Origin of the sequence: Pseudoalteromonas sp. SiA1 (assembly GCF_018732205.1) — a bacterium.
Taxonomy (GTDB): Bacteria; Pseudomonadota; Gammaproteobacteria; order Enterobacterales; family Alteromonadaceae; genus Pseudoalteromonas; species Pseudoalteromonas tetraodonis.
In genome coordinates this window covers 1,102,930-1,124,811 of the sequence record NZ_CP076084.1, presented here as the reverse complement: position 1 = coordinate 1,124,811, position 21,882 = coordinate 1,102,930, and the positions used below count along the sequence as shown (strand labels likewise).

The 21,882-nt window shown below is 40.0% G+C and carries 17 protein-coding genes; 7 read left to right on the top strand and 10 right to left on the bottom strand.

Annotation, left to right across the window (positions count from 1 at the left end):
* Window positions 1–179 precede the first annotated feature (179 nt).
* Both KK487_RS05160 and KK487_RS05155 read left to right on the top strand, forming a co-directional pair.
* Window positions 180–443, top strand: coding sequence for a GrxA family glutaredoxin (locus KK487_RS05160; RefSeq protein WP_008114535.1), 264 nt, complete (start codon window positions 180–182; stop codon window positions 441–443).
* Between the two features lie 160 nt (window positions 444–603).
* Window positions 604–2,436 carry a DEAD/DEAH box helicase gene (locus KK487_RS05155; protein WP_016899447.1) on the top strand — a complete coding sequence of 611 codons (1,833 nt, stop codon included), beginning with the start codon at window positions 604–606 and terminating at the stop codon, window positions 2,434–2,436.
* Window positions 2,437–3,484: 1,048 nt separating this feature from the next.
* Here KK487_RS05155 and KK487_RS05150 read toward each other — a convergent pair.
* From KK487_RS05150 to KK487_RS05130, 5 genes are all read right to left on the bottom strand, one after another.
* The gene (locus KK487_RS05150; RefSeq protein WP_010391381.1) at window positions 3,485–5,044 is read right to left on the bottom strand and encodes an AbgT family transporter; all 1,560 of its coding nucleotides are present in this window, start codon (window positions 5,042–5,044) and stop codon (window positions 3,485–3,487) included.
* Between the two features lie 143 nt (window positions 5,045–5,187).
* On the bottom strand, window positions 5,188–5,463 hold the full coding sequence (locus KK487_RS05145) for a YfcL family protein (RefSeq protein WP_024602794.1): 276 nt from the start codon (window positions 5,461–5,463) through the stop codon (window positions 5,188–5,190).
* A 3-nt stretch (window positions 5,464–5,466) separates the two neighbouring features.
* Complete coding sequence (locus tag KK487_RS05140) at window positions 5,467–6,609, bottom strand: ATP-NAD kinase family protein (protein ID WP_128583304.1); 1,143 nt, start codon at window positions 6,607–6,609, stop codon at window positions 5,467–5,469.
* A complete protein-coding gene (locus KK487_RS05135; RefSeq protein WP_215521998.1) occupies window positions 6,599–7,153 on the bottom strand; it encodes an elongation factor P hydroxylase in 555 nt (184 codons plus the stop codon). Before KK487_RS05135 ends, KK487_RS05140 begins: the two co-directional genes overlap by 11 nt.
* Before the next feature lie 180 nt (window positions 7,154–7,333).
* Window positions 7,334–10,519 carry an HD domain-containing phosphohydrolase gene (locus KK487_RS05130; protein ID WP_128583306.1) on the bottom strand — a complete coding sequence of 1,062 codons (3,186 nt, stop codon included), beginning with the start codon at window positions 10,517–10,519 and terminating at the stop codon, window positions 7,334–7,336.
* 220 nt (window positions 10,520–10,739) lie between these two features.
* On the opposite strand from KK487_RS05130, the gene KK487_RS05125 reads away from it, so the two are divergent.
* Complete coding sequence (locus tag KK487_RS05125) at window positions 10,740–11,438, top strand: 2'-5' RNA ligase family protein (RefSeq protein WP_171040100.1); 699 nt, start codon at window positions 10,740–10,742, stop codon at window positions 11,436–11,438.
* A 45-nt stretch (window positions 11,439–11,483) separates the two neighbouring features.
* On the opposite strand, the gene KK487_RS05120 is transcribed toward KK487_RS05125, so the two are convergent.
* The 3 genes from KK487_RS05120 to prmB form a co-directional block, all read right to left on the bottom strand.
* The gene (locus KK487_RS05120; RefSeq protein ID WP_128583308.1) at window positions 11,484–11,870 is read right to left on the bottom strand and encodes a DUF4112 domain-containing protein; all 387 of its coding nucleotides are present in this window, start codon (window positions 11,868–11,870) and stop codon (window positions 11,484–11,486) included.
* Between the two features lie 126 nt (window positions 11,871–11,996).
* Complete coding sequence (aroC, locus tag KK487_RS05115) at window positions 11,997–13,094, bottom strand: chorismate synthase (RefSeq protein WP_128583309.1); 1,098 nt, start codon at window positions 13,092–13,094, stop codon at window positions 11,997–11,999.
* A 91-nt stretch (window positions 13,095–13,185) separates the two neighbouring features.
* On the bottom strand, window positions 13,186–14,121 hold the full coding sequence (gene prmB / locus KK487_RS05110; protein WP_013464520.1) for a 50S ribosomal protein L3 N(5)-glutamine methyltransferase: 936 nt from the start codon (window positions 14,119–14,121) through the stop codon (window positions 13,186–13,188).
* Window positions 14,122–14,417: 296 nt separating this feature from the next.
* Here prmB and smrB point away from each other — a divergent pair, with 296 nt between their 5' ends.
* Together smrB and KK487_RS05100 are read left to right on the top strand one after the other, a co-directional pair.
* Window positions 14,418–14,975 (top strand): endonuclease SmrB, encoded by a 558-nt coding sequence (gene smrB / locus KK487_RS05105; protein WP_016899440.1) that lies wholly within the window; start codon window positions 14,418–14,420, stop codon window positions 14,973–14,975.
* 32 nt (window positions 14,976–15,007) lie between these two features.
* Window positions 15,008–15,931: an AEC family transporter gene (locus tag KK487_RS05100; protein WP_058154373.1), complete on the top strand. Its 924-nt coding sequence runs from the start codon at window positions 15,008–15,010 to the stop codon at window positions 15,929–15,931.
* A 66-nt stretch (window positions 15,932–15,997) separates the two neighbouring features.
* Here the strand turns inward: KK487_RS05100 and sixA are convergent, their stop codons facing one another.
* Window positions 15,998–16,474 (bottom strand): phosphohistidine phosphatase SixA, encoded by a 477-nt coding sequence (gene sixA, locus KK487_RS05095; RefSeq protein WP_024602806.1) that lies wholly within the window; start codon window positions 16,472–16,474, stop codon window positions 15,998–16,000.
* Window positions 16,475–16,658: 184 nt separating this feature from the next.
* Here sixA and KK487_RS05090 point away from each other — a divergent pair, with 184 nt between their 5' ends.
* Window positions 16,659–19,382 (top strand): insulinase family protein, encoded by a 2,724-nt coding sequence (locus tag KK487_RS05090; protein ID WP_058154372.1) that lies wholly within the window; start codon window positions 16,659–16,661, stop codon window positions 19,380–19,382.
* A gap of 51 nt (window positions 19,383–19,433) precedes the next feature.
* Window positions 19,434–21,674, top strand: a complete 2,241-nt coding sequence (locus KK487_RS05085) for a sensor domain-containing protein (RefSeq protein ID WP_033103870.1) — start codon at window positions 19,434–19,436, stop codon at window positions 21,672–21,674.
* Here the strand turns inward: KK487_RS05085 and KK487_RS05080 are convergent.
* Window positions 21,671–21,865, bottom strand: a complete 195-nt coding sequence (locus tag KK487_RS05080; RefSeq protein ID WP_024602809.1) for a hypothetical protein — start codon at window positions 21,863–21,865, stop codon at window positions 21,671–21,673. The two genes, KK487_RS05085 and KK487_RS05080, sit on opposite strands and share 4 nt — an antisense overlap.
* Window positions 21,866–21,882: the final 17 nt, after the last annotated feature.

Below are 21,882 nucleotides of genomic sequence, written 5' to 3'. Positions count from 1 at the left end.
CCCATCAGGCGTCCTCAAATAACTATTTATGGGCGGGCAATTTTATTTCAAGATTTTTTTATAAAATATTTTTATTTTTTTACAGGCCCTAAAAAAAGCGAACGCAATAATCGTTTTTTTGCACTGTAATAAAAAATGAAATTAGTTACACTAGGGTCAACTAATTTGAGGAGAGCGTTATGTTAACAGTAATTTTTGGCCGTGAAGGCTGCCCTTTTTGTGTTCGCGCTAAAGATGTTGCAGAGCAACTTGCTAATGATCGCGATGATTTTAAATACCGCTACATCGACATCATCAAAGAAGGTATCAGTAAAGAAGATTTAGAGAAGTCTGCAGGCAAACCATGCCCAACCGTACCGCAGATTTTTGTAGACCAAACTCATATTGGTGGATTCACTGAATTTGAAGCTTATGCTAAAGAAAACCTAGGCCTTTACCAGTAATTTTGTAGACAGAGTGTTAACCAGCTCAATTAACGCACAATTGAAGCTGGTTAAATTTCGACCAACATCAAACACATATAAATTAGTTGTAATTTATACAAGCATTTGCCTCGCATTTCCTATACAATGCGCGCCTCTTTAAATTCGTTGAGGCGTATTAATGTCAGAACCAGTCACGTTTGAATCTCTAAATCTTTCTCCTGCAATTTTAAAGGCAGTTGAAGAGTTGGGTTACAAGACACCATCTGAAATCCAAGCTCAATGTATACCGTTATTGCTAGAAAGAAAGGACGTACTGGGACTAGCACAAACGGGTACAGGTAAAACAGCAGCATTTGCACTGCCATTACTAAATAATATTGACCCGTCTGTGAAACAGCCACAGATCCTTGTACTCACACCTACCCGTGAGCTTGCGATCCAAGTAGCTGAGGCATTTGAACAATATGCAAAACACACTCGTGGTGTTGAAGTATTGGCACTTTATGGTGGCCAGAGCTACAGCATCCAGCTGAGCGCACTTCGTCGTGGCGCACAGATTATCGTTGCTACACCAGGTCGATTAATCGATCATATAAACCGTGGCACTATCAAGTTTGATGCTTTACAAGCACTTGTACTTGATGAAGCCGATGAAATGCTACGTATGGGCTTTATCGATGATGTAGAAAGCATCATGGAAAAAACGCCGCGTGAAAAGCAAACATGTCTTTTCTCTGCGACTATGCCTAAGCAAATTCAAAACATCAGCAGCAAATATATGAATAACCCTGAACAGGTTCATATTTCTGCGCGCAACTCGACTGTATCATCAGTTGAGCAAGTGTTTTGGAATGCCCATGTTCATAAAAATAAAGCGATTGTTCGTTTCTTAGAAGCTGAACAATATGAAGGTGCTATTGTTTTCGTACGTACGCGTAACGACACAGTGCAACTTGCTGAGTTATTAGAGCGCGAAGGTTTCTCTGCAGCGCCACTTAACGGTGACATGAACCAGCAAGCGCGTGAGCGCACGGTTGATCGTTTAAAAAGCGGCATGCTAAACGTTGTTATTGCAACAGACGTAGCGGCACGTGGTCTTGATGTAGACCGTTTAAGCTTAGTTATCAACTACGACATTCCACAAGACTCTGAAGCCTACGTTCACCGTATCGGCCGTACAGGTCGTGCTGGTCGTACTGGTAAAGCGATTCTTTTCGTTAAGCATAACGAGCGTTATTTACTTAAAAATATCATTCGTCATACTAAATCTGAAATCGCACAAGTTGAATTACCTACAGCTAAAGTTGTTGAAGAAAAACGTATCAATGCCTTACAAGAAAAGCTTACGCTTGCTCTTGAAAACAAAGATATTACTTTCTTCAATGAAGTGGCTGCCAACATGGCACAAAAACTTGAGCTTGCTCCTGAAGACTTAGCGGGTGCGTTACTGTGTTTAGCACAGCAACAATCTCCAATTAAAGTTGAAGAAGTTAAGATTCAACCGCGTGAGCGTAACGAACGTAATGATCGTAATCCTCGTAGCAATGACCGTGGTCGTCGTAACGAACGCCCTGAACGCGGTGGTGAGCGCGCTGAGCGTAAACCACGCGAGCGTAACAGCCGTGATGCAGGCCCTATGGATACATACCGTATCGAAGTAGGTCGTGAGCATGGTGTTCAGGTTAAGAACATTGTTGGCGCAATTGCTAACGAAGCAGACATTTCAAGCAAGTTTATTGGTGACATTCGTCTTCACGACAGTCACAGTACGGTACAATTACCGCAAAACATGCCTAAAGATGTACTTGATCACTTCCAGAAAGTGTTTATTTGTAAACGCCCAATGGGTATGACATTAACACAAGATCAAGGCCCTTCTGAGCCACGCGGCGAGCGTTCTGAACGCCCTGCTGGTGACAAGAAGCGTAGCTTTAATAAAGATGGTCAACGCCCTGATAAGCGTAGCGGCCCTCGTAAAGAACGTCGCCCAGTTAGCTTTACCGCTAAGTAAGCAACGACTCTTTAGAAAAAAAGCCTTGCCACGAAAGTGCCAAGGTTTTTTTGTGTCTGGAATTCAGGTATCAGCTTAATTTCCGTAACTTGAAGCCGCAAGTCAGTATTAGGCACTTAACTAACAGATTGAATTAAAAAATATTTTTTTGTTTTCTCTAACCAGAGATTGCAGTGAAAACAAGGCGAAATTACGCGTCAATAGCTAGCCCATTGTAAGTAAGTTCAACGCAATTAGCGTTGAAAAAGCTGCTTGAGATAGCTTTATTACCCAATAACTCAAATTACTTAATGTGTATAAACATGTTTTCTTTGATTTTTAAAACAATAAAATTTATGTAAACTAAGCAAAGGCTATAATTCATGGACGAATTAAAAATTGAAAAGAAATTACGACAACTTACTCTTTGTAGCAATAATGTTCCCTATTTTATTATGTATCATTATTCCTATCTTAATGGACTTTACAGATCCACCATTTATCACAAATGAAATATACGACGTTATTTTCTTTATAGCACTCCCTATTATTTGTGGCGCATCATTCATCTATTTAAATATACTTGTATTCAAGAAATATAGACGCTGCAGTAAATACAGGGAGCATCTTAAATATAGTTTCTCAGATACAAAAACGAAATTATCATTAATATTCACGTATCCATTAATCCCTTTTTTAATCTATGGAACACTCTATATTTTTATCTCTGAGCCCATTAAGTTATGGGCTTACTACACGCAAGGCGACTATTGGTATAAGGAATATATCCTAACTGATGTACAAAAGTGTGGTTCTGATTATGAAGATAGTTGTACTCGTTTATATTTTAAAGATCCTAAAACAAACGAAACTCATGATTTTAGATGGTACGAAGATAAGTCTACAATAATCAATAACAAAAACGATTATGTTTATATTCTTGGTGAGGCCAGTTTGTTTGGCTATATAGTGAGAGATTTAGAAAGGTAACTTAGACTTACTTTGAATATTACAGCACTTTTATATAAACCTCACTCGAGTGAGTGAGGTTTATGAATCAAGATTTAAGTTAAGGCGCTACTGCTGGGTACACGTAGCTGGCATCAAGCCCTAATGGGATACCTAGTGCCCAGTAGCCTAGCAAGAAGATACTCCAGCCAATCATAAAGGCGATTGAATACGGTAGCATCATCGCGATAAGCGTACCTATGCCTGTGCCTTTAACGTATTTTTGACAGTACACCACAACTAGTGGGAAGTATGGCATGAGCGGGGTGATAATATTAGAGCTAGAATCTCCCACACGGTACGCCGCTTGCGTTAAGTCTGGCGAAATACCGAGTTGCATTAGCATAGGCACAAATACCGGACCTAATAGTGCCCACTTAGCCGAACTTGAACCAACAAATAAGTTTACAAAACCAGTTAAGAAAATAATCCCTACTACCGTTACAGAGCTCGGTAACTCCATTGCTTTTAATACTTGAGCCCCTTCAATTGCCAGTAATGCACCTAGGTTTGATTTACTAAATGCAGCAATAAATAATGAACAAAAGAATGCCATAACAATGTAATACGCCATACCATTCATGGCTTTGCTCATCGCATCTATCATATCTTTAGAGCTTTTAAAGGTGCCTACGGTAAAGCCATATACTGCGCCTGGGATCCAAAATAACAAAAATATCAGCGGTACTATTGATTGCATTAGTGGTGAGCTAAAGTTTGTTAAAGAGCCATCGCTGCTGCGCATCGCTGAATCAGCTGGTGCAGATACATACGCTAATAATGCAATACCTGCAATCATTACGCTACTTGCAATAAGAAAGGCGCGCTTTTCGTCACTACGCGCATCTTCAAATGCTGGTAGGTCTTGAGTTTCGCCATCAACGGGTGAATTTTTTAAACGTGGTTCAATAATTTTATCGGTGATATACCAACCTAGCATCACAATAAATAAACTTGATGCTGAAGCAAAGCCCCAGTTATTAAGCGGGTTAATGCTCATTGTTGGATTAATAATTTGTGCTGCACTTTGCGTAAAACTTTGCAGTAACGGGTCAATTCCAGATGGAATAAAGTTAGCACCAAAGCCACCACTTACCCCGGCAAATGCCGCTGCAATACCGGCAAGCGGATGACGACCTGCTGCAAAAAATATTACCCCAGCAAGTGGAATAACCAGCACATACCCTGCATCGGTAGCCGTATGGCTCACAATAGCCACTAAAATAATTGAGGGTGTTAGTAATTTTCTAGGCGTTACTTTGAGCATTAATTTAAGGCCGGTATTAATAAAGCCCGAATGCTCTGCAACGCCCACACCTAACATTGCAACCAGCACTACACCCAGTGGCGCAAAACCGGTGAATGTTTTTACCATAGAAGATAAAAAAGTGGCCAACGAATCGCTGGCAAGCATGTTATTAATGATAATGGCTTCGCCAGTACGAGGGTCTATTGCATCAAATGTGACGCTTGAAAACCACCAAGACAAAAACCAGATTAATAACATGGCAAACAAAAAGATAATTGCTGGATCAGGAAGTTTATTCCCTACCCGCTCAACAAAATTTAAAAATCGCGCAACTATGCCCGTTGGCATTGTCGCATCATTATTGTTATTCATTTCACTTGTTCCCTAGAATTTAGACTACGCTACTTTAGCGTATCTAAGGAATGAGGTAAATTTTAACTGAATAAACAAGTTCTTTTTTAGGCACAAAAAAACGCGGCTCAGTGGCCGCGCTATTATTAATGAATAAAAAAAGCTTATGCGAGTGCTTTTACTTCATCCCATATTCTTACTACGAGTGCTTTATCGTCTTCATTAAGTTCGCCATTGCGATAGGCTTTTACTAGGCTTTTTTCAACGGTGTCGTTTAGCTCAGTAATTTCTAAATTTAGCTCCTCAACTTGGGCATACCCTACCGCTAAATCAAAGTGACCACGTAAATAACCGCCGGCAAATAGCTCATCATCAGTGGCTTTAATCACTAAATCATCAAAATATTGCTGCGCAGCATCTATGTAATTTACTAAACTCATGTGTTACTTCTCCTCAAGGTGCAGCCCATCTTGATGACCTACTGCATACATAATATGGTCGTTAAACCCACTGGTTACACGGATATAACCGCTTAATTCATCATCTAATTTGCTATCACCGGTATCACAAATCAGCGGTCGGCCATTTAAAGCCTGTAATTTTGTTTTAGTAGCCACAACAATAATATTATCGCGACCTATCGCTTTAATTAACGCAGGACTGAGTTGTTGATTGCCTCGACCAAAAATATGCCCTTGACCGCCAATCAAGGTGATCACTAATTTTGTCTCACGCCCTGTCGTAAGTTCAAGTAATTGTTGAGCTGTTAAGTCTTGGCCTACTAAAGCTTGATCTTCAACTAAATCAACACCGAGCAGCGTATTCTCAAGCCCCATTTCTTCCATCACCGCGCCAACGGTAGAGCCACTGCCCATGACATAGAGGGTATCGGCATCCATTTCACTGACCACATAAGCGGCAATATCAGCAAGTACCAATTCATCGGTTTCTTTACCGCCATTTTTAACCGCTTGTACATAGCGCACTTCACTGGGTACTTGCATTTCGCCATAACGTTTTGCTTTTACTGTTCCTTGGCGAAAGGCGACTTCATCAATGTCCATGACATCGGCATCGCTTAGCGTTACCAACTCACCTTTTACCAGCATTTCAACTACACGGCCTGCGGCTTTTGGCGTTATGGCATATACTCCAGAGTGAATTTTACACCCTGCAGGAATGCCCAACACAGGTACAGAGTCTTCTACCGCATGGCAAATATTACGTGCTGTGCCATCGCCACCTGCAAATAAAATTAAATCTACACCTTGCTGCTGTAATAAACGTGCTGCCGCTTCAGTATCGTCACTGGTTGTGGGTGAGCTACTTTGATAAACCACTTGCGTATTAAAGCCGAGTGATTTTGCTGTTTGCTCCCCCATTTCATCATTAACAGTATAAATAGTAATATTTGACTGATGAGGTACAAGCACTTCAAGTGCAGCTTTAGTGCGGCTATTTGATTTAGGCTCAGCGCCTAATGCAATGGCTTTAGCGGCGGTGTCTTCGCCGTCACTGCCTTTTAACGCCACGCTACCGCCCAATCCTGCAACCGGGTTTACAATCAGCCCTAACTTAAACTGCATCTTTTAGCTCCTCGGGAGAATGCCATGAAAACTGCGCAGCATTTAAAGGCCACGTTGTGTTATAAAATTTACACAGTGCTTTTAGTAACCTTGTAGTACGTGGGTTAAATCCGTCTTGCAGCAGCTGTAATAACTTTGCATGTACACGCGATTGAAACGCAAATCGACAGGTTTGTTCACCATTTAAATTATCTACCGATACGTTAAAATCAAATCCCGCGGCCACACTGAGCGCCCACTCTATTGCTTGGGGTTTTACCTCTACAGATTCAAACTCTGCTTGCTGTGAAGCATCGCGCCCGTCGGGGCAATACCAATAACCATAATCTTCACTTAAACGGCGTTGCGAGCCTGCCACTAACCAGTGGGCTATTTCATGCAGCGCACTGGCATAAAAACCATGGGCAAACACAATTTGATGATACGGGGTTGTATCATTTGCGGGAATGTAGATAGGCTCGTGCTCACCTTTTACCAAACGCGTATTATAGCTTTGGAAAAAAGTGTGTTCGAAAATAGAAATTAAATCCGCTATTTGATGCATAAATATTTCGTATACTCGTTTGAACCCGATGCTTTATAGCCATATAAAAATAATATAAAGCGCACTAAAAACGAGGCGAATTGTACGTACTTTTCTGCACAAAGTAAAAAGCTAGCGATTTAAAGCGATGTTCACATAAATCTCTTTAAGTTTACACACGCTGAGTCATGCTCATTGTTGTTATGACAAGTATTGAGAGATATCTACCTCATCTATTTGTTCAGCACTGAGGTAGCGTTTAGCGTAATCAAGATAAATACCTGAACTTAAAAACAGTTCAAACACGGCTTTATCAACATGATGATCGGCCACCATTTTGGCTAATATACTCATCGACTCGCTGAGTGTTTTTGCCTTTTTATAGGGCCTGTCGGCCGCCGTTAGGGCTTCAAAAATATCAGCTAGCACCAATACTCGTTCTGGTATCGATAAGTCATCCGCATTGAGTTTACGAGGGTAGCCAGTTCCTTTTAATGTTTCATGGTGAGTAGAGGCATAACGCGGGACACGCTCCAACTCTTTAGGGAACGGCAGTGTATCGAGCATACGTATCGTACTTATCATGTGCTCATTAATTTTAAACCTATCCTCTTTAGTAAGAGTGCCTCTTGAAACTGTTAAATTATAAAGCTCCCCTAGGTTATATTTATATTTACATGGGGCAATTTTAATCCCTAAACGCTCATCATATTCAATCGGCTTATCATGAGGAATTAAGTGCCAAGGTTTATCACTGAGTAATTTTTCTGTGATGGGAAGCGTGTCATCCGTCCCTTCATAGCGATACATTTCTACTGGTGAAAGCCCCAACTTATCGTCAAAATGACGCTGCCAAGTAATATTACTCAACGCAGTTAAACGCTCAAGGGCAGCTTCTGTGATTTTTTCGCCGCCAATATTACATTGTGCAATAAAAGCAAAGTCGTCCAGCAACTGTTGCTGTTTAGCTGCCAACTGCTTGGTTAAGTCGAGCTGATTTTGAGGACTGTGTTGCAATGATTTATAGTAATCAAGTTCGGCATCTCGCCAAAGTACCTCAAAACGCGTTCTAATTTCATGAATACGATTATAAATAGTCTCCAGCTTAGTGCCTTTATCAACTATGTGCTCTGGAGTGGTTATTTTACCGCAATCATGTAGCCAAGCGGCTAAACTAAATTCTTCAACCTCATCATCATTTTTAAACTTAAACCCTTTAAAAGCGGGTAACTCTGACTCTGAAGCGGCCTTAGCAAGCTCAATACCGAGTTCAGGTACGCGCTCGCAATGCCCCGCTGTATAGGGAGATTTATCATCAATGGCTTGTGCTATTAACTCGATAAACGACGCCATGAGTGCTTTTTGACTGTCTTCATGTTGCTGTATCGACTTACTCATATCAACCATAGAGTAAGCTAACGTATTAATTTCTTTAATATGACTTTTTAAAGTCGAGACTTGTTTAAACTGCCGATTTTTAATTTTATTGTTTTCACCCACCAGCGTTTTAATAGGACCGACAATGGGGGATGCAAAAAACCACGACACTGGTAACATCATAATTAAGCAGGCAACCGTAATTATTATTGAAAGCTTTATTTTTTCTCTTGTGGAGCTCAATACATCTTCTTTAGAAACCATAATGGCTAAATAGCCCGTACTAGCTAGCGCTAAATAATCAGATAGTGGCTTAATAAAAACATACTGTTCTTTACCATTAATGTTCACTAACTGTAGCTTAGAGAAGTTACTATCATCATCCAATAAAGTGATTAATTGCTCATCAGGAACAGTGCCTACAATTTTTGATTTTTTCCCTGAGTTAGTATTGAGCCATTTATCACTAAGCTGTTGTTTAAATTGCAGAGGAAGTTGCGTGGCGGCGTAATCAAACAAAGCTTTTAATTGTGCGTCTTGGTTTTGAAACAATAAATGGTAGTCATTTGAAAAAAGCGCGGCACTGTCTTCATCAAGCGGATTGTACTGGATCCCCTCAATAAAAAATTGCTGCTGTATATATTGCAATACGGCTTTGCTGTCTATTCCCGCATAAGTATCACCATTGGCAACATGCATTAACAACGCCTTTGTGTTGGGAACTTCCACGAGGTTAATTTCTGGAAATTGCGCTCGTAATATTTTTACAATTGACCAGCCCTCTCCCACCGCAACTGACTTACCAGCAAGTTGCTGCATATGGGTAATTGGTGGATTGTTTTGTTGATTAACAATACTCAAAGGCAAACTTACCATGGGTGTGCTGAGCATACCCAATGCATTATTCGATGCTGTATTAAGTACCGGATGAATCACATCTATCTGCTTATTTTCAAATAAATTAAGTAATTCTTGCCAACTGAGTCCATTAATATAATTAACCTTAATACCCAACAGTTCAGCAATCGCATTTATATATTCAACACTGTAGCCTTTAGGCTTACCACTGACACTAAAATCCATAGGTGCCCAATTGGTTTCATTTGAAACTGTGATAGTAGGATATTTGGCAACTATTTTTTGCTGTTGCTCATCCAGTACCAACCGATTTAGCCTTGCCTCAACCGTTGAGCTAAAGGTCTGATTTGATGCAATAATTTCTCCTTCTCGGTTATAAATAAGTAACTGTGTTGAGCTGTGCATCTCCAAACGCTGTTGCTGTTCGATTAAATAATTAGACATGTTATCAACGATAATCCCTAAGCCAAGCACATGGTTTTTACCTGCTATCTTAATCGAATACGTTTGCCCAGAGGTTTGTAAATGGGTAAATAGATAAGGCTTGGTTTTGTTTACTTGCTGTGAGTTTGCTTGCTTAAACCATGCTTGCTCGCGGGGATCAAAATACGTCGGTTTTTTGGTTTTTTCTCTTAAGCTAAATGACGCATCAAAATAAAGCGTTTGCTGTATTCTTTGCCCTTCTTCAGATTTTATTTGAATAACGACCCAGCGGTCATTATCAGTTGCACCAAGGCGCTGACGAACCATCGCACTACTTTCAAGATTAATAACCTCAAAAAAGTCACCATTGTTATAGCCCATATAAAAAGCATAAAACAAAGGGTTCAAATCCATCATTTCACTTAATACATTTCGTAGCTCTGTTTTATCTGAAAGGTTTTCACCGACTAACGAGGTGTTTTTTACCATCATATATAAAGTATTTTCAGATTTTTCATTAATGCGTGTTAGGTAATCAGCAACCGATTGAGTGGTCATATTAAAGTGTTGCACATTCGACTCGAGCGCCATTTTTTCACTGAAATAATACTGTAAGCTCGTGGCTATAATAGCGGTAATAGACGTTGCCAACACAAATACTGCCACAACCGTCAAACGAATAGAAAAGCGTACTGTTTTTGTTAACTTTTTAAGCGCTTTAAATATCATTGAACGTTCCTTGCGACACTTTTAAAAGCAGTAAATATACGTCGTTGAAAATTGCAATTTAGCAATATTCAAAGCCTATGAAGTAAGTTAATCATTAATTGTTTGAGCTAAAATAATATTAGTCACAAAATCAGAAATTTAAAAACTTTATGCCTTTATTTACTGAACATCTAATTGCGCTTACCATATGCAAACTAAAAACCTAAATGAATACACTCTTATGGTTAAACAACACACCACTAAAGCATGGCCAATTAGCATTCTTACTTTTTTAGCGCTACTGAGTGCCTCTGCCAATAGTTATGCAAAAAGCGTGAGTATTAACGTGTTTGCTATTCCCTCTTTGCCAATTGTTGAGCTCATGGCTACAACCAGCAATGAACTAGCCAAACAGCAAATAACCACGTTTTATCAGCAAGGCTTACCCGTGCATGCCACATTATATTTGACTGATTATCCGCAAGAGGCACAAAATGAAATTAAGCAGGTGGTGGAGCGTATTGTAAAGAAACATCAACCTTTTGAAATTAAAGCCAATGGGTTTAGTGTATCTGCCAGTAATTGGGCCTTTATAGACTTAGAAAAATCTTATCAGTTACAACGCTTAGCCGATGAAGTGACACTTAAACTTGAGCCACTTCGCGATCATCAAGCGCCAGTACCAAGTTGGGTAAAGCATTACCCTAATAAACTCGTGGCCTTTGAGCGTTATGGTAGCCCAAATGTGTTTCAAAACTTTCAGCCACATTTAACCCTACTTGCAAATGAGCAAAACCCTGCATTGGCTGCGTTTAATAAAGTCATGCAAGCTGAGCCACCGCAAGCACAAGGTGAAATAATTGGGATTGGAATTGGAATTTCTGATCAGTTTGGGCAACAAAAACAAGTCATCGCTAAGTACTTCTTTGATACCAAATAAATAGTTAATAACGGGGCTAATTACACATTTAATAACTTAAATGGTTTATGGATTTGTGGTTAGCTTATCGGTTAAATGCTTTTTAAGTATGCGGGTATTGCGCGTATTTGCTTTGAACATGGCATCAAAAATATCTCCAAAAAATGGAATAAGCCCACCTACAAAATCAACTAACATGTTTAAAATAATCCGGCTTTTTACTCGCTTACTAACACCTAATCGCTGCGCTTCAATTAGTACATACCCAGATAAAATAAGCCCGGCTAAATCGCCTACCACTGGCAATAGCCCTATCAATGATTCGACACCGAAACTAAATTTAGTAAACGGAATACCAATGCTGCTGTCGGTAAAGCGGCTAAACTCTTCAAGCCGTTTTATGGTGGCTTTATATTCAGCTTGTGTAACGTAAGATTGATTATTTTTTTGCATAATGACTGCTCTTTATTTTTAGGTGCGCTAAGCACATGGAAATTATTGAGCGGCAATAAAGATGTATAGCCTGTACATAATAAACGCGCTAGTGCGCGTTTATTATTAATTTATAGTAAAGCGCGCTTAAATAGCGCCTTTAATTGGCCCATGTTCGTGGTTAACATGTGGGTTTTGACCGCGTTGACGTAGTAAATGATCCATTAAAGTAATGGCCATCATTGCCTCAGCAATCGGAATAGCACGAATGCCTACACAAGGATCGTGACGACCTTTGGTGATCATCTCGACCGCTTCATTTTCGGTATTAATACTATTACCGGGAATGGTAATACTTGATGTTGGCTTAAGCGCAATCGATGCGATTATATCTTGCCCTGTAGAAATACCTGCCAATACGCCGCCGGCATGATTTGAGGTAAAACCATCAGGGGTTAACTCATCACGGTGCTCTGAGCCTTTTTGCTCAACCACATCAAAGCCATCGCCAATTTCAACGCCTTTTACAGCGTTAATACTCATTAATGAATGGGCAAGTTCGGCATCTAGCCTATCAAATACCGGCTCACCTAAACCAACTGGCACATTTTTAGCGACCACTTTGACTTTCGCGCCCACTGAATCACCTTGCTTTTTAAGCTCGCGCATATATTCATCGAGTGCTTCAAGCTTGCTAGTGTCTGGGAAAAAGAATAAGTTATTTTCCACCTCATCCCAATCGTAATTTTCGGCTTTAATTGGCCCTAATTGGCTCAAACACGCACGTACTTCAATACCATGGAATTGCTTTAAATACTTTTTAGCAATAGCGCCTGCGGCAACCCGAATAGCGGTTTCGCGCGCAGATGAACGGCCACCACCACGGTAATCGCGAAGGCCGTATTTGTGCCAGTAGGTATAGTCACCGTGGCCTGGGCGAAATACGTCTTTAATTTTGCCATAATCTTGTGAACGTTGATCGGTATTTTCAATTAATAAACCAATGCTAGTACCAGTGGTTTTACCTTCAAAAACGCCCGCTAAAATTTTGATTTGGTCGCTCTCACGGCGCTGCGTGGTATAGCGACTTTGCCCAGGTTTGCGTCTGTCTAAATCGTGTTGTATGTCGGCCTCAGTGATTTCAAGGCCTGCGGGCGTGCCATCCACTACGCCGCCTAATGCAACGCCGTGGCTTTCGCCAAAGGTGGACACTTTAAATAACTGCCCTATGCTATTACCTGCCATTAACTTTCCTCATTCCTAATGACTTATAGCCGAGGATTAACTCGGCTATTGTTTTGCCCAGCCATTTCGGATGAATGGCTAGTATTAATTGTTACTGTGCAAAGTAGGCATCTAGTTGTTGTTTGCTAATAACAAACACCCCTAATCCGCCTTGTTCAAACTCAATCCATTCAAATGGTGCGCCTGGATACAGTGCATCCATATGTACCATAGAGTTACCTACTTCGACAAATAACAAACCGTTATCTGTTAGATGCTCACTAGCTTGATCTAAAATAGTACGTGTTACATCAAGGCCATCGTGTCCCGATGCTAATCCTAGTTCTGGTTCATGGTGGAATTCACGTGGTAAATCAGCCATATCTTCAGCATCAACGTACGGCGGGTTTGCTACGATTAAGTCGTATTTTTGCCCAGGTACACCACTGAATACGTCAGACTGAATCGGTAGTACGCGATCACTTAGTTGATAGTCAGTGATATTAATATCAGCCACTTCAAGCGCTTCATAGGATATATCAACCGCATCAACTTGCGCATTTTCGAACGCTTGTGCCAAGGCAATAGCAATACAACCTGAGCCTGTACATAAATCTAAAATACGCCCTACTGACTCTGGTTTTTCTAACCAAGGGGTGAAGCGATTATTAATAAGCTCAGCAAAAGGCGAGCGAGGAATTAATACGCGTTCATCCACATAAAATGGCATGTTAGCAAACCATGCAATGTTGGTAAGGTAAGGTACTGGGGTAAAATCGTTAATGCGCTCGGCAATTAAGCCCGCTAAACGATTTTTTTCAGTACTGGTTAAACGCGCATGCATCAGCTCTTTGGGTGCATCGATAGGCAAACTAAGCGCCGGTAATAACAAACTTACCGCTTCATCCCATGCGTTATCGGTGCCATGACCAAAGAAAATACCGCTACTTGCAAATTGACTAGTTGTCCAACGAAGCCAATCGTGTAAGGTTGAAAGTTCTGCAACAGCTTCATCTAGGGTTGCTTCTTCTATTAGTAATTCACTCATCAGTATTATCTGCCTGCTACTTTCAAAAAAAATAAACTCAATCGGGGCGCATCATTGGCCCCATGATTGCCCTATTGTATACCCAAGCCACCTTTAGGTGCGAGCGCAGTTAGTGTTAAAAGCGATTTAGGTAAGGCTTTGATTGCAAATAATAGTCACTCTATTGTTCAAATCAATAACGCAGTATAAATCGCTTTTAAACTAACCTTAATGGCGCTGTACTATGCACCTCAAAGCTGCTTGGGTATCACACCTTTTTACTCGATTTTTACCGCTTTTTTGTTTAGACTGCCGCTATGAAAAAAGATCCCCACTCAAACAGCCTAATTAGTCCTGACGACATTGACTTGTTCCGTCAAAGTATCAGTGGTGCGCGTGTATTTAAACAAGACACTCACCGTTTTAGCAATAAACCTAAAGTGTCACAAGCGAAGCAATTTGCCCAGCAAAAAAAGCAACAACAGTCAGAATTTTTCTTTTCTGATGAATATGTGCCCGATATAGACACACATGGTACCGTTAATTATGTACAACAGGGTCAGGATCGTTTTTTAGCCAAACAACTTCGTCGAGGGGATTTTATTCCTGATTTAACCCTCGACCTGCATGGCTTAAATAAAGAGATAGCCAAAGATGAACTCGCAGGGCTTATTCATGAGTGTAAAAAAAAGCATTACTATTGTGCCTGTGTTGTACACGGAATTGGCGGCCATATCCTCAGGCATAAAGTACCGCAATATTTAGTGCAACACCCCGATGTAATTGCTATGCACCAAGCTCCGCTTGAGTATGGCGGTAAAGGGGCGGTACTCATATTAATTAACTTACCGCAAAGTGATGAGTTTAGACGCTGAGCACTAGAGCCAATCAATAAGAGTCTTTTTTAGTGCATATATTTTCGATTATATTTCCGCTTATTTTTATTGTGTTATGCGGCTACATAGCAAGCCGAAGTCAGTTTTTAGAACGCATTCATATAACAGGGCTCAGTAAATTTACTTTTTACATTAGTGTACCCAGTTTTTTATTTTTAAATATGGCCCAGGCAGACTTAAAAACCAGCGTGAGCTTGAATGGCTTTTTAAGCTTTTATATTCCCGTTATTTTAATTTATTTTTTTGCGCTCATTATTGACCGCTACACTCTCTCTAAATATCCTCAATATGAACGTCACAGTGTATTTGCCCTTGGCAGTAGTTATTCAAATACCGTATTGGTGGGCTTGCCCATTATCATAGCCGCCATGGGTGAGCAAATGATGGGCATTATTTTTATGATCATCACCTTTCATAGCGCGCTATTGTTCACCCTTACCTTTTTAATTAGTGCAAACAGTGCCAGTCATGCGTTTTCTTGGTCAACATTTGCCAAAAATATGCTACTCAACCCTGTCGTATTGAGTATTAGCACGGGTTTGTTGGTAAATTTAGCAGGGATTACTTTATTTGCTGATTTAACTAATGGCATAGCGCTTTTAGCTAAACCTGCCATTGCCTGTGCGTTATTTGTTTTAGGCGCAAACTTAGCTTTTTATAAAATTAGCGATAACTGGCAAGCGGCAGCTATTGCCAGCCTGTTAAAGCTAGTTATATTGCCCGCCTTAGTATTAGTGTTAGGCACACACGTATTTGCTATTAATGAGTCACTCTTAAAAGTACTCGTATTATTGAGCGCATCGCCCTTGGGAGTTAATGCATACTTAATTGCATGCCAAATAAAACAACATCAAGATACGTTAGCCAGTGCGGTTGTTTTATCGACAGTTTTGAGTGTGGTGAGTTTTAGTATGTGGTTAACAATTCTACTGTAGACAAATACCTAAAAGTATTGGCATTTATCTAACAGAAAGTGGCTTAGCTAAATGCTAGTTTACACGCTATGCATCTACATTCGCTGGTGCATTGATGGTGATATAATCACTTTTATGGCGAGTTTCATCATAACTAATTTGTGCAACAGCGCCGGTATTAAAAATAGGCATGTGCCCAGCACACAACTGATCAACCAAATAGCTCACCATAGGCATATGGGCAACCACAAGCCAAGTATCGCATTCCGGATGAAGCGCGATTAACGTTTCTAAATAATCTGCAGCAACCTGCGGGTTACCTTCAGGAATAATATCTTGGCAGGTCTCTTCAAATAAAAAGGTATTATTTTTTTTAACACCCTCAGCTGTTTGCTGCGCTCTTACATAAGGACTCACTAATAACCCCGTTGGAGCATGCTTTTTTTGTAACCACAGCCCCATTTTTTCTACCTGCTGATGGCCCAAAGGAGTCAAATTTCTACTGACATCATCAGAGTGCATCGGTATTGCTTCACCATGACGCATTATCAAGATTGTTTTCATAAAAAATCAACCAATTAAAGAATATAAAACAGTAGCCAGTTTGCTCGAATTTCCGCTATATTAATAACTCAAACCTATTTATTTTCTTAAAATAGTTCTTTCATGATGTTCAGGTAAATAGCATTGCATTCCTGAAGTTATCATCTGTTGTTAACAATTATACGTTTAGTTTCAGGAGCATCATTTGAAAATCAGCACCAATGATAACAGAGCTTACCGCACACTAACACTGGACAATGGTCTAAAAGTACTTTTAGTGCACGATCAAGACTCAGCAAAAGCTGCCGCATCCATGGCTGTTAACGCTGGTCACTTTGATGATCCGCTTGATAGACAAGGCCTAGCGCACTTTTTAGAGCATATGTTGTTTCTAGGCACTGACCTTTATCCTGAATCAGGAAGTTTTAATAATTTTGTCTCGCAGTCTGGTGGCAATACCAACGCGTGGACTGGCACAGAGCATACCTGCTATTTCTTTGATATTAATAACCATCATATTGAAACAGCATTAGCACAATTTAGTCGGTTTTTTATAGCGCCCATACTAAACCCAGCAGAAACAGAAAAAGAACGTAATGCTATTGAGGCTGAGTTTAAATTAAAAATTAAAGACGATGGCCGTCGAATTTATCAAGTGCATAAAGAAACGGTTAACCCAGAACATCCTTTTGCCAAGTTCTCAGTGGGAAACTTGCAAACATTAGCAGATAGAAAGCGCTGTATTAGTGATGAATTACGTGACTTTTTTAATAGGCATTACCAAGCTCAGTGGATGACGTTAGTGATTTGTGCCAATGAGTCATTAGATACACTTGAGGCATGGGCAACCCAGTATTTCTCCCAGATAAAGGGAGATAAACACCAATTAAAGCCACCTATAGAAGCGCCGCTTTATCGCAGCCAAGACTTGGGTAAGTTGCTTCATATTGAACCACACAAACATGTACAAAAGCTGATTATTAGCTTTGCCATGCCAAACATTGACGATTTTTATCGTCATAAAACGGTCAGCTTTATTGCGCACTTACTAGGTTATGAGGGGCAAGGCTCGTTGTATTCTGTGCTTAAAGAGCAAGGTTGGATCAATGCCCTCTCTGCAGGTGGCGGAATTAATGGCAGTAATTTTAAAGACTTTAATATTAGTATGGCGCTGACCGATGAAGGCATTGAATACTACGAAGATATTATTGAAATGGTGTTTGAATACATTTGTTTAATTAATAACAACACCAGCAAATTACCTCGCCTATATCAAGATAAGCAAAAACTATTACAAATCGCATTTGATAACCAAGAAAAGTCTCGCCTAATTGATTGGGTCAGTAATTTAAGTATTAACATGCAACATTACGATGAAGTTAATTACTTACAGGGTGACTATTTAATGGAGGGCTTTAAAGCCAGCACGCATGAAATGGCTATGCAGTGGTTAACTCCGCACAACATGCGTTTAGTGCTTATTCATCCTGATGTAGAGCCTGAACACACAGCTGCTTGGTATAACACCCCCTATAAAATTGAAAAATTGTCGCTACATTGGCTCGAAGCACTTGCACAGATTAGCCAGCCACAAAGTGAAATGCTATTGCCCACGGCTAATCCTTATTTAGCTAAAGATGTCATTTTATATCCGGTTGAATCACAGCAACGACATCCAACATTACTGGTAAAAGAAGCAGGCTTTGACTTTTGGTTTAAACAAGACGCCACCTTTAGAGTCGCCAAAGGGCATTTTTATTTAGCCATGGACTCTGACTTTGCAGTAAAAGATGTGAAACATATGGCACTGACGCGGTTATTTTCAGATTTATTCATGGACAGTGTTGGCGAACAGTTTTACCCAGCGGAACTTGCGGGCTTAAGTTATCACTTAACCTCTCATCAAGGTGGCTTAACGCTTCACACTGCGGGGCTTTCTTCAAGCCAACTCGAATTAGTCGATCAGCTGATTGATGCACTATTTAACGTAAAAATTTGTGCCAAACGCTTTGCAGAATATAAAAAGCAATTAGTTAGACACTGGCGTAATAGCAATCAAAACAAACCCGTTAGTGAGCTATTTAGTATTTTAGGCGCTAAAATAATGCCGTGGAATCCTCAGCCTGACGAGTTAGCAAATGCACTCAAAGACACCTGTTTCCATCAGTTTAATGAATTTAGACAAGCGTTTTTTAATGCCCTTCATGTTGAGTCTTTTTTACATGGTAATTGGCAGCAAAATGATGCGCTTGAGTTTCAAAAGAAGGTCGCCCAGCACCTTAAAAAATCAGCCGTTATCGACGATTTAAAGCGCCCACTTTATGAAATTACTAAAGTGACCCGCTACGAGCTTGAACTTGCCTGCAGCGATAATGCCATGGTGATTTACTACCAAGCACAAAGCGATGACGTTATTGAAAAAGTGAAAATGATGGCGCTAAATCATTTAATTAATCAAGATTACTTTAATGAACTCAGAACCACGCAACAACTCGGTTATTTAGTAGGCGCAGGATACGCTCCTTTTAATACCCGTGCTGGTATTGCCTTTTATATACAATCACCAAAATTTGAGCCCACCACGTTACTGCACAGGCATAATTTATTTATTAGCCAGTATTTAGCAACAATTAATGAACTAACAGAACAAGACTGGCTGCAACAAAAACATGGATTAACAACCCATATTGCTGAAAAAGACAAAAATTTGCGTTTACGTTCACAACGTTTATGGCTTGCTATAGGTAATGGCGATCATCGGTTTAATATGCAGCAACGCCTGCTGGATTCTTTAAACGCATTAACGCTTGAAGATTTAAAAGCCTACGCCGCTGAAATTTTTAATGCAGATCGCCCAAGATATGAGCTTTTAAGTGCCAAATCTGTGAATTTGTCTGAGAAACTACCACTTTATTCGCATTCTCTTTGACTCTTGCTCGCGCTTGATTTAGATTGTCTTTTGTTAATAAGAAGTAAGACAATGAAAAAAATAAAAATAATAAAATACATTCTATTGTTGGCCTCTTTGGCCACAGCCTACTCAGCGAGTGCATTCGAGTCATCGTTTAACTTGAATTTAAATGCGTTGGTCGTGAGCGTGTGCGCAATAATGTCGTTAGTTGTGGTTTATTTGTTAACGATTGTTCACTCACTCAAGCGTTCACACTCTCAATTACAGCTTTCTGAAAAACGATTAAAAAGTACCGTAGAAGGCAGTGGTGATACTCTATGGGATTGGAATATCAAAACCGGTAAAGTTATTCGTATCAATGACAAATACGTGATGAATAGTAATAACCTAGTAGAATTTCCACCGAATAAAAGCTTGATCCACCCCCGCGATTTAACCCATGTTGATTACCTACTAAAAAAACACTTTGCCGAAGAAAGTACTTTTTTTGAAGCAACTTATCGTATTAAAGACAGCTTTGGTAAATGGCACTGGGTGCTCGACCGCGGAAAAATCATTGAAAAAGACGCTAACCTAAGCCCACTGCGAATGACTGGCACAGTCAGAGATATCTCGCAGTTAAAATCAACGGAAGATCGACTTAACTTATTTGCAAAATGTGTTGAGTCACTCACTGATGCGCTGGCCATTTATGATAAAGACTTTAGGCTTGTGGATATTAATCCCAGCTTTTTAACTTTGTTTGGCGGCGTACGCGAGCAATACCTAAAGAAAGAGTTTCATTTAGCCGGTTACGACAAAAGCTATATAGAATCCATAAAAAATACCGTTAGAAAGCACGAACATATTCAAGAAGAAGTAAAGCTTCGCAATAGCGATCATGCTCTGCTGCCATTTGAAATTTCAATAGATGAAATTAAAAACGCACAAAATCAAATAACCAATTATGTGGTGGTGTATTCAGATTTAACCGAACGTAAAAAAACCGAATCTGAACTGAATAATTTATCAAACCGAGATCGCACCACCAGCTTACCTAACCGTAATTTGTTTTTTTCTGACTTACAAAAACTCGCAAAGCAGCACTCTCATCATGCATTACTCGTATTTGATTTAGATAACTTTAAAAAAATAAACGACTCATTAGGCCATCAATTAGGTGATAGTTTACTGGCAAAGCTTGCTATGCGTTTAAATAAGCTCACCCGTGAAAATGACGTATTTTATCGCCTTGGCGGCGACGAATTTGCGCTAGTTATGTCAAACACCAACGATATTCTCACTATCACTCGCATGGCTAAACAGTTTTTGGCGGCCATAGCTACACCATTTAAAATGGCAGGCCATGAACTTGCTATCACCTCAAGCGTTGGTATAGTGTTGTTCCCCGAAGATGGTAACACCCCCGAAATACTATTAAAGAACGCCGATACAGCGATGTATCATGCTAAAAAGAAAGGCAATAGCTACCTGTTCTTTAATGACACCATGAACCGCCAAGCAGTAAAACGACTGCAAATAGAAAACCTAATGCGCTTTGGATTAAAAGAAGATCATTTTGAGGTGTATTACCAGCCTAAAATGAATATTCGTACTGGTAAGCTTGCTGGAATGGAAGCGTTGGTACGTTTTATTACCCCGAAAAAGGGGGTTATTAGCCCAGGGGTATTTATTCCAATTGCCGAAGAAACAGGGCAAATTATTGAAATTGGTGAAGTAGTTTTAAACAAAGCTTGTCGCGATGTAAAACAGTGGTTAGATGCAGGCTTATTTAATGCCCGTGTTGCTGTTAACTTATCAGCAAAACAATTTAGCCTACCCGATCTAACCTCGCGCATAGATGTGATTTTACAAAAAAATGAACTGCCCTCGTACTTTTTAGAGCTTGAGATAACTGAAGGCACCGTAATGGACGATCCACAAGAAGCCATTGCGATTATGCGCTCTTTAAGTGCCCGTGGTATTCACTTAGCAATGGATGACTTTGGTACCGGCTATTCATCACTTGCGTATTTAAAGCAGTTTCCACTCAATACGCTTAAGGTAGATAAAGCCTTTATCGATGATATGAAGACTGAACGTGGCCGCAATATGGTGGACTCTATCGTCACTATTGCGCATAACCTTGATTTGCATGTAGTTGCCGAAGGGGTGGAGCAAGCGTCGCAAATAAGCATACTTGAAGAGCTAAACTGTGAAACACTGCAGGGTTATTACTACTCTAAACCACTCTCAAAAGATGAATTTACTGCGTTTTTAAAACAACAACAAAGCCAATCAAAACTCAGTTTAATTAGAGCGACCAGTTAAGCACGCCATAGACACGCATTTACACCTATATTGCGTATCAATGCACGTCGATAATGCATATTAAACAAGCACCAAGCAACAGGACCAAACACGCCACCTAAAAATAACCAGCGTTTAACAGGCATGCCCTTTTTAATGGTTTCTAAATACATAAGCGCTATAAATACACCGCTAAGCAAAATAAATAACACCACCACCTCAACCAGCT

Bases quoted from the DNA above. Each gene is read 5' to 3' on its own strand.
- KK487_RS05130 (WP_128583306.1), bottom strand. From the start codon at position 10,519: ATGATATTTAAAGCGCTTAAAAAGTTAACAAAAACAGTACGCTTTTCT.
- KK487_RS05155 (WP_016899447.1), top strand. From the start codon at position 604: ATGTCAGAACCAGTCACGTTTGAATCTCTAAATCTTTCTCCTGCAATT.
- aroC (WP_128583309.1), bottom strand. From the start codon at position 13,094: ATGGCAGGTAATAGCATAGGGCAGTTATTTAAAGTGTCCACCTTTGGC.
- KK487_RS05140 (WP_128583304.1), bottom strand. From the start codon at position 6,609: ATGCAGTTTAAGTTAGGGCTGATTGTAAACCCGGTTGCAGGATTGGGC.
- KK487_RS05085 (WP_033103870.1), top strand. From the start codon at position 19,434: ATGAAAAAAATAAAAATAATAAAATACATTCTATTGTTGGCCTCTTTG.
- KK487_RS05125 (WP_171040100.1), top strand. From the start codon at position 10,740: ATGGTTAAACAACACACCACTAAAGCATGGCCAATTAGCATTCTTACT.
- prmB (WP_013464520.1), bottom strand. From the start codon at position 14,121: ATGAGTGAATTACTAATAGAAGAAGCAACCCTAGATGAAGCTGTTGCA.
- KK487_RS05145 (WP_024602794.1), bottom strand. From the start codon at position 5,463: ATGAGTTTAGTAAATTACATAGATGCTGCGCAGCAATATTTTGATGAT.
- smrB (WP_016899440.1), top strand. From the start codon at position 14,418: ATGAAAAAAGATCCCCACTCAAACAGCCTAATTAGTCCTGACGACATT.
- KK487_RS05160 (WP_008114535.1), top strand. From the start codon at position 180: ATGTTAACAGTAATTTTTGGCCGTGAAGGCTGCCCTTTTTGTGTTCGC.
- sixA (WP_024602806.1), bottom strand. From the start codon at position 16,474: ATGAAAACAATCTTGATAATGCGTCATGGTGAAGCAATACCGATGCAC.
- KK487_RS05150 (WP_010391381.1), bottom strand. From the start codon at position 5,044: ATGAATAACAATAATGATGCGACAATGCCAACGGGCATAGTTGCGCGA.
- KK487_RS05120 (WP_128583308.1), bottom strand. From the start codon at position 11,870: ATGCAAAAAAATAATCAATCTTACGTTACACAAGCTGAATATAAAGCC.
- KK487_RS05135 (WP_215521998.1), bottom strand. From the start codon at position 7,153: ATGCATCAAATAGCGGATTTAATTTCTATTTTCGAACACACTTTTTTC.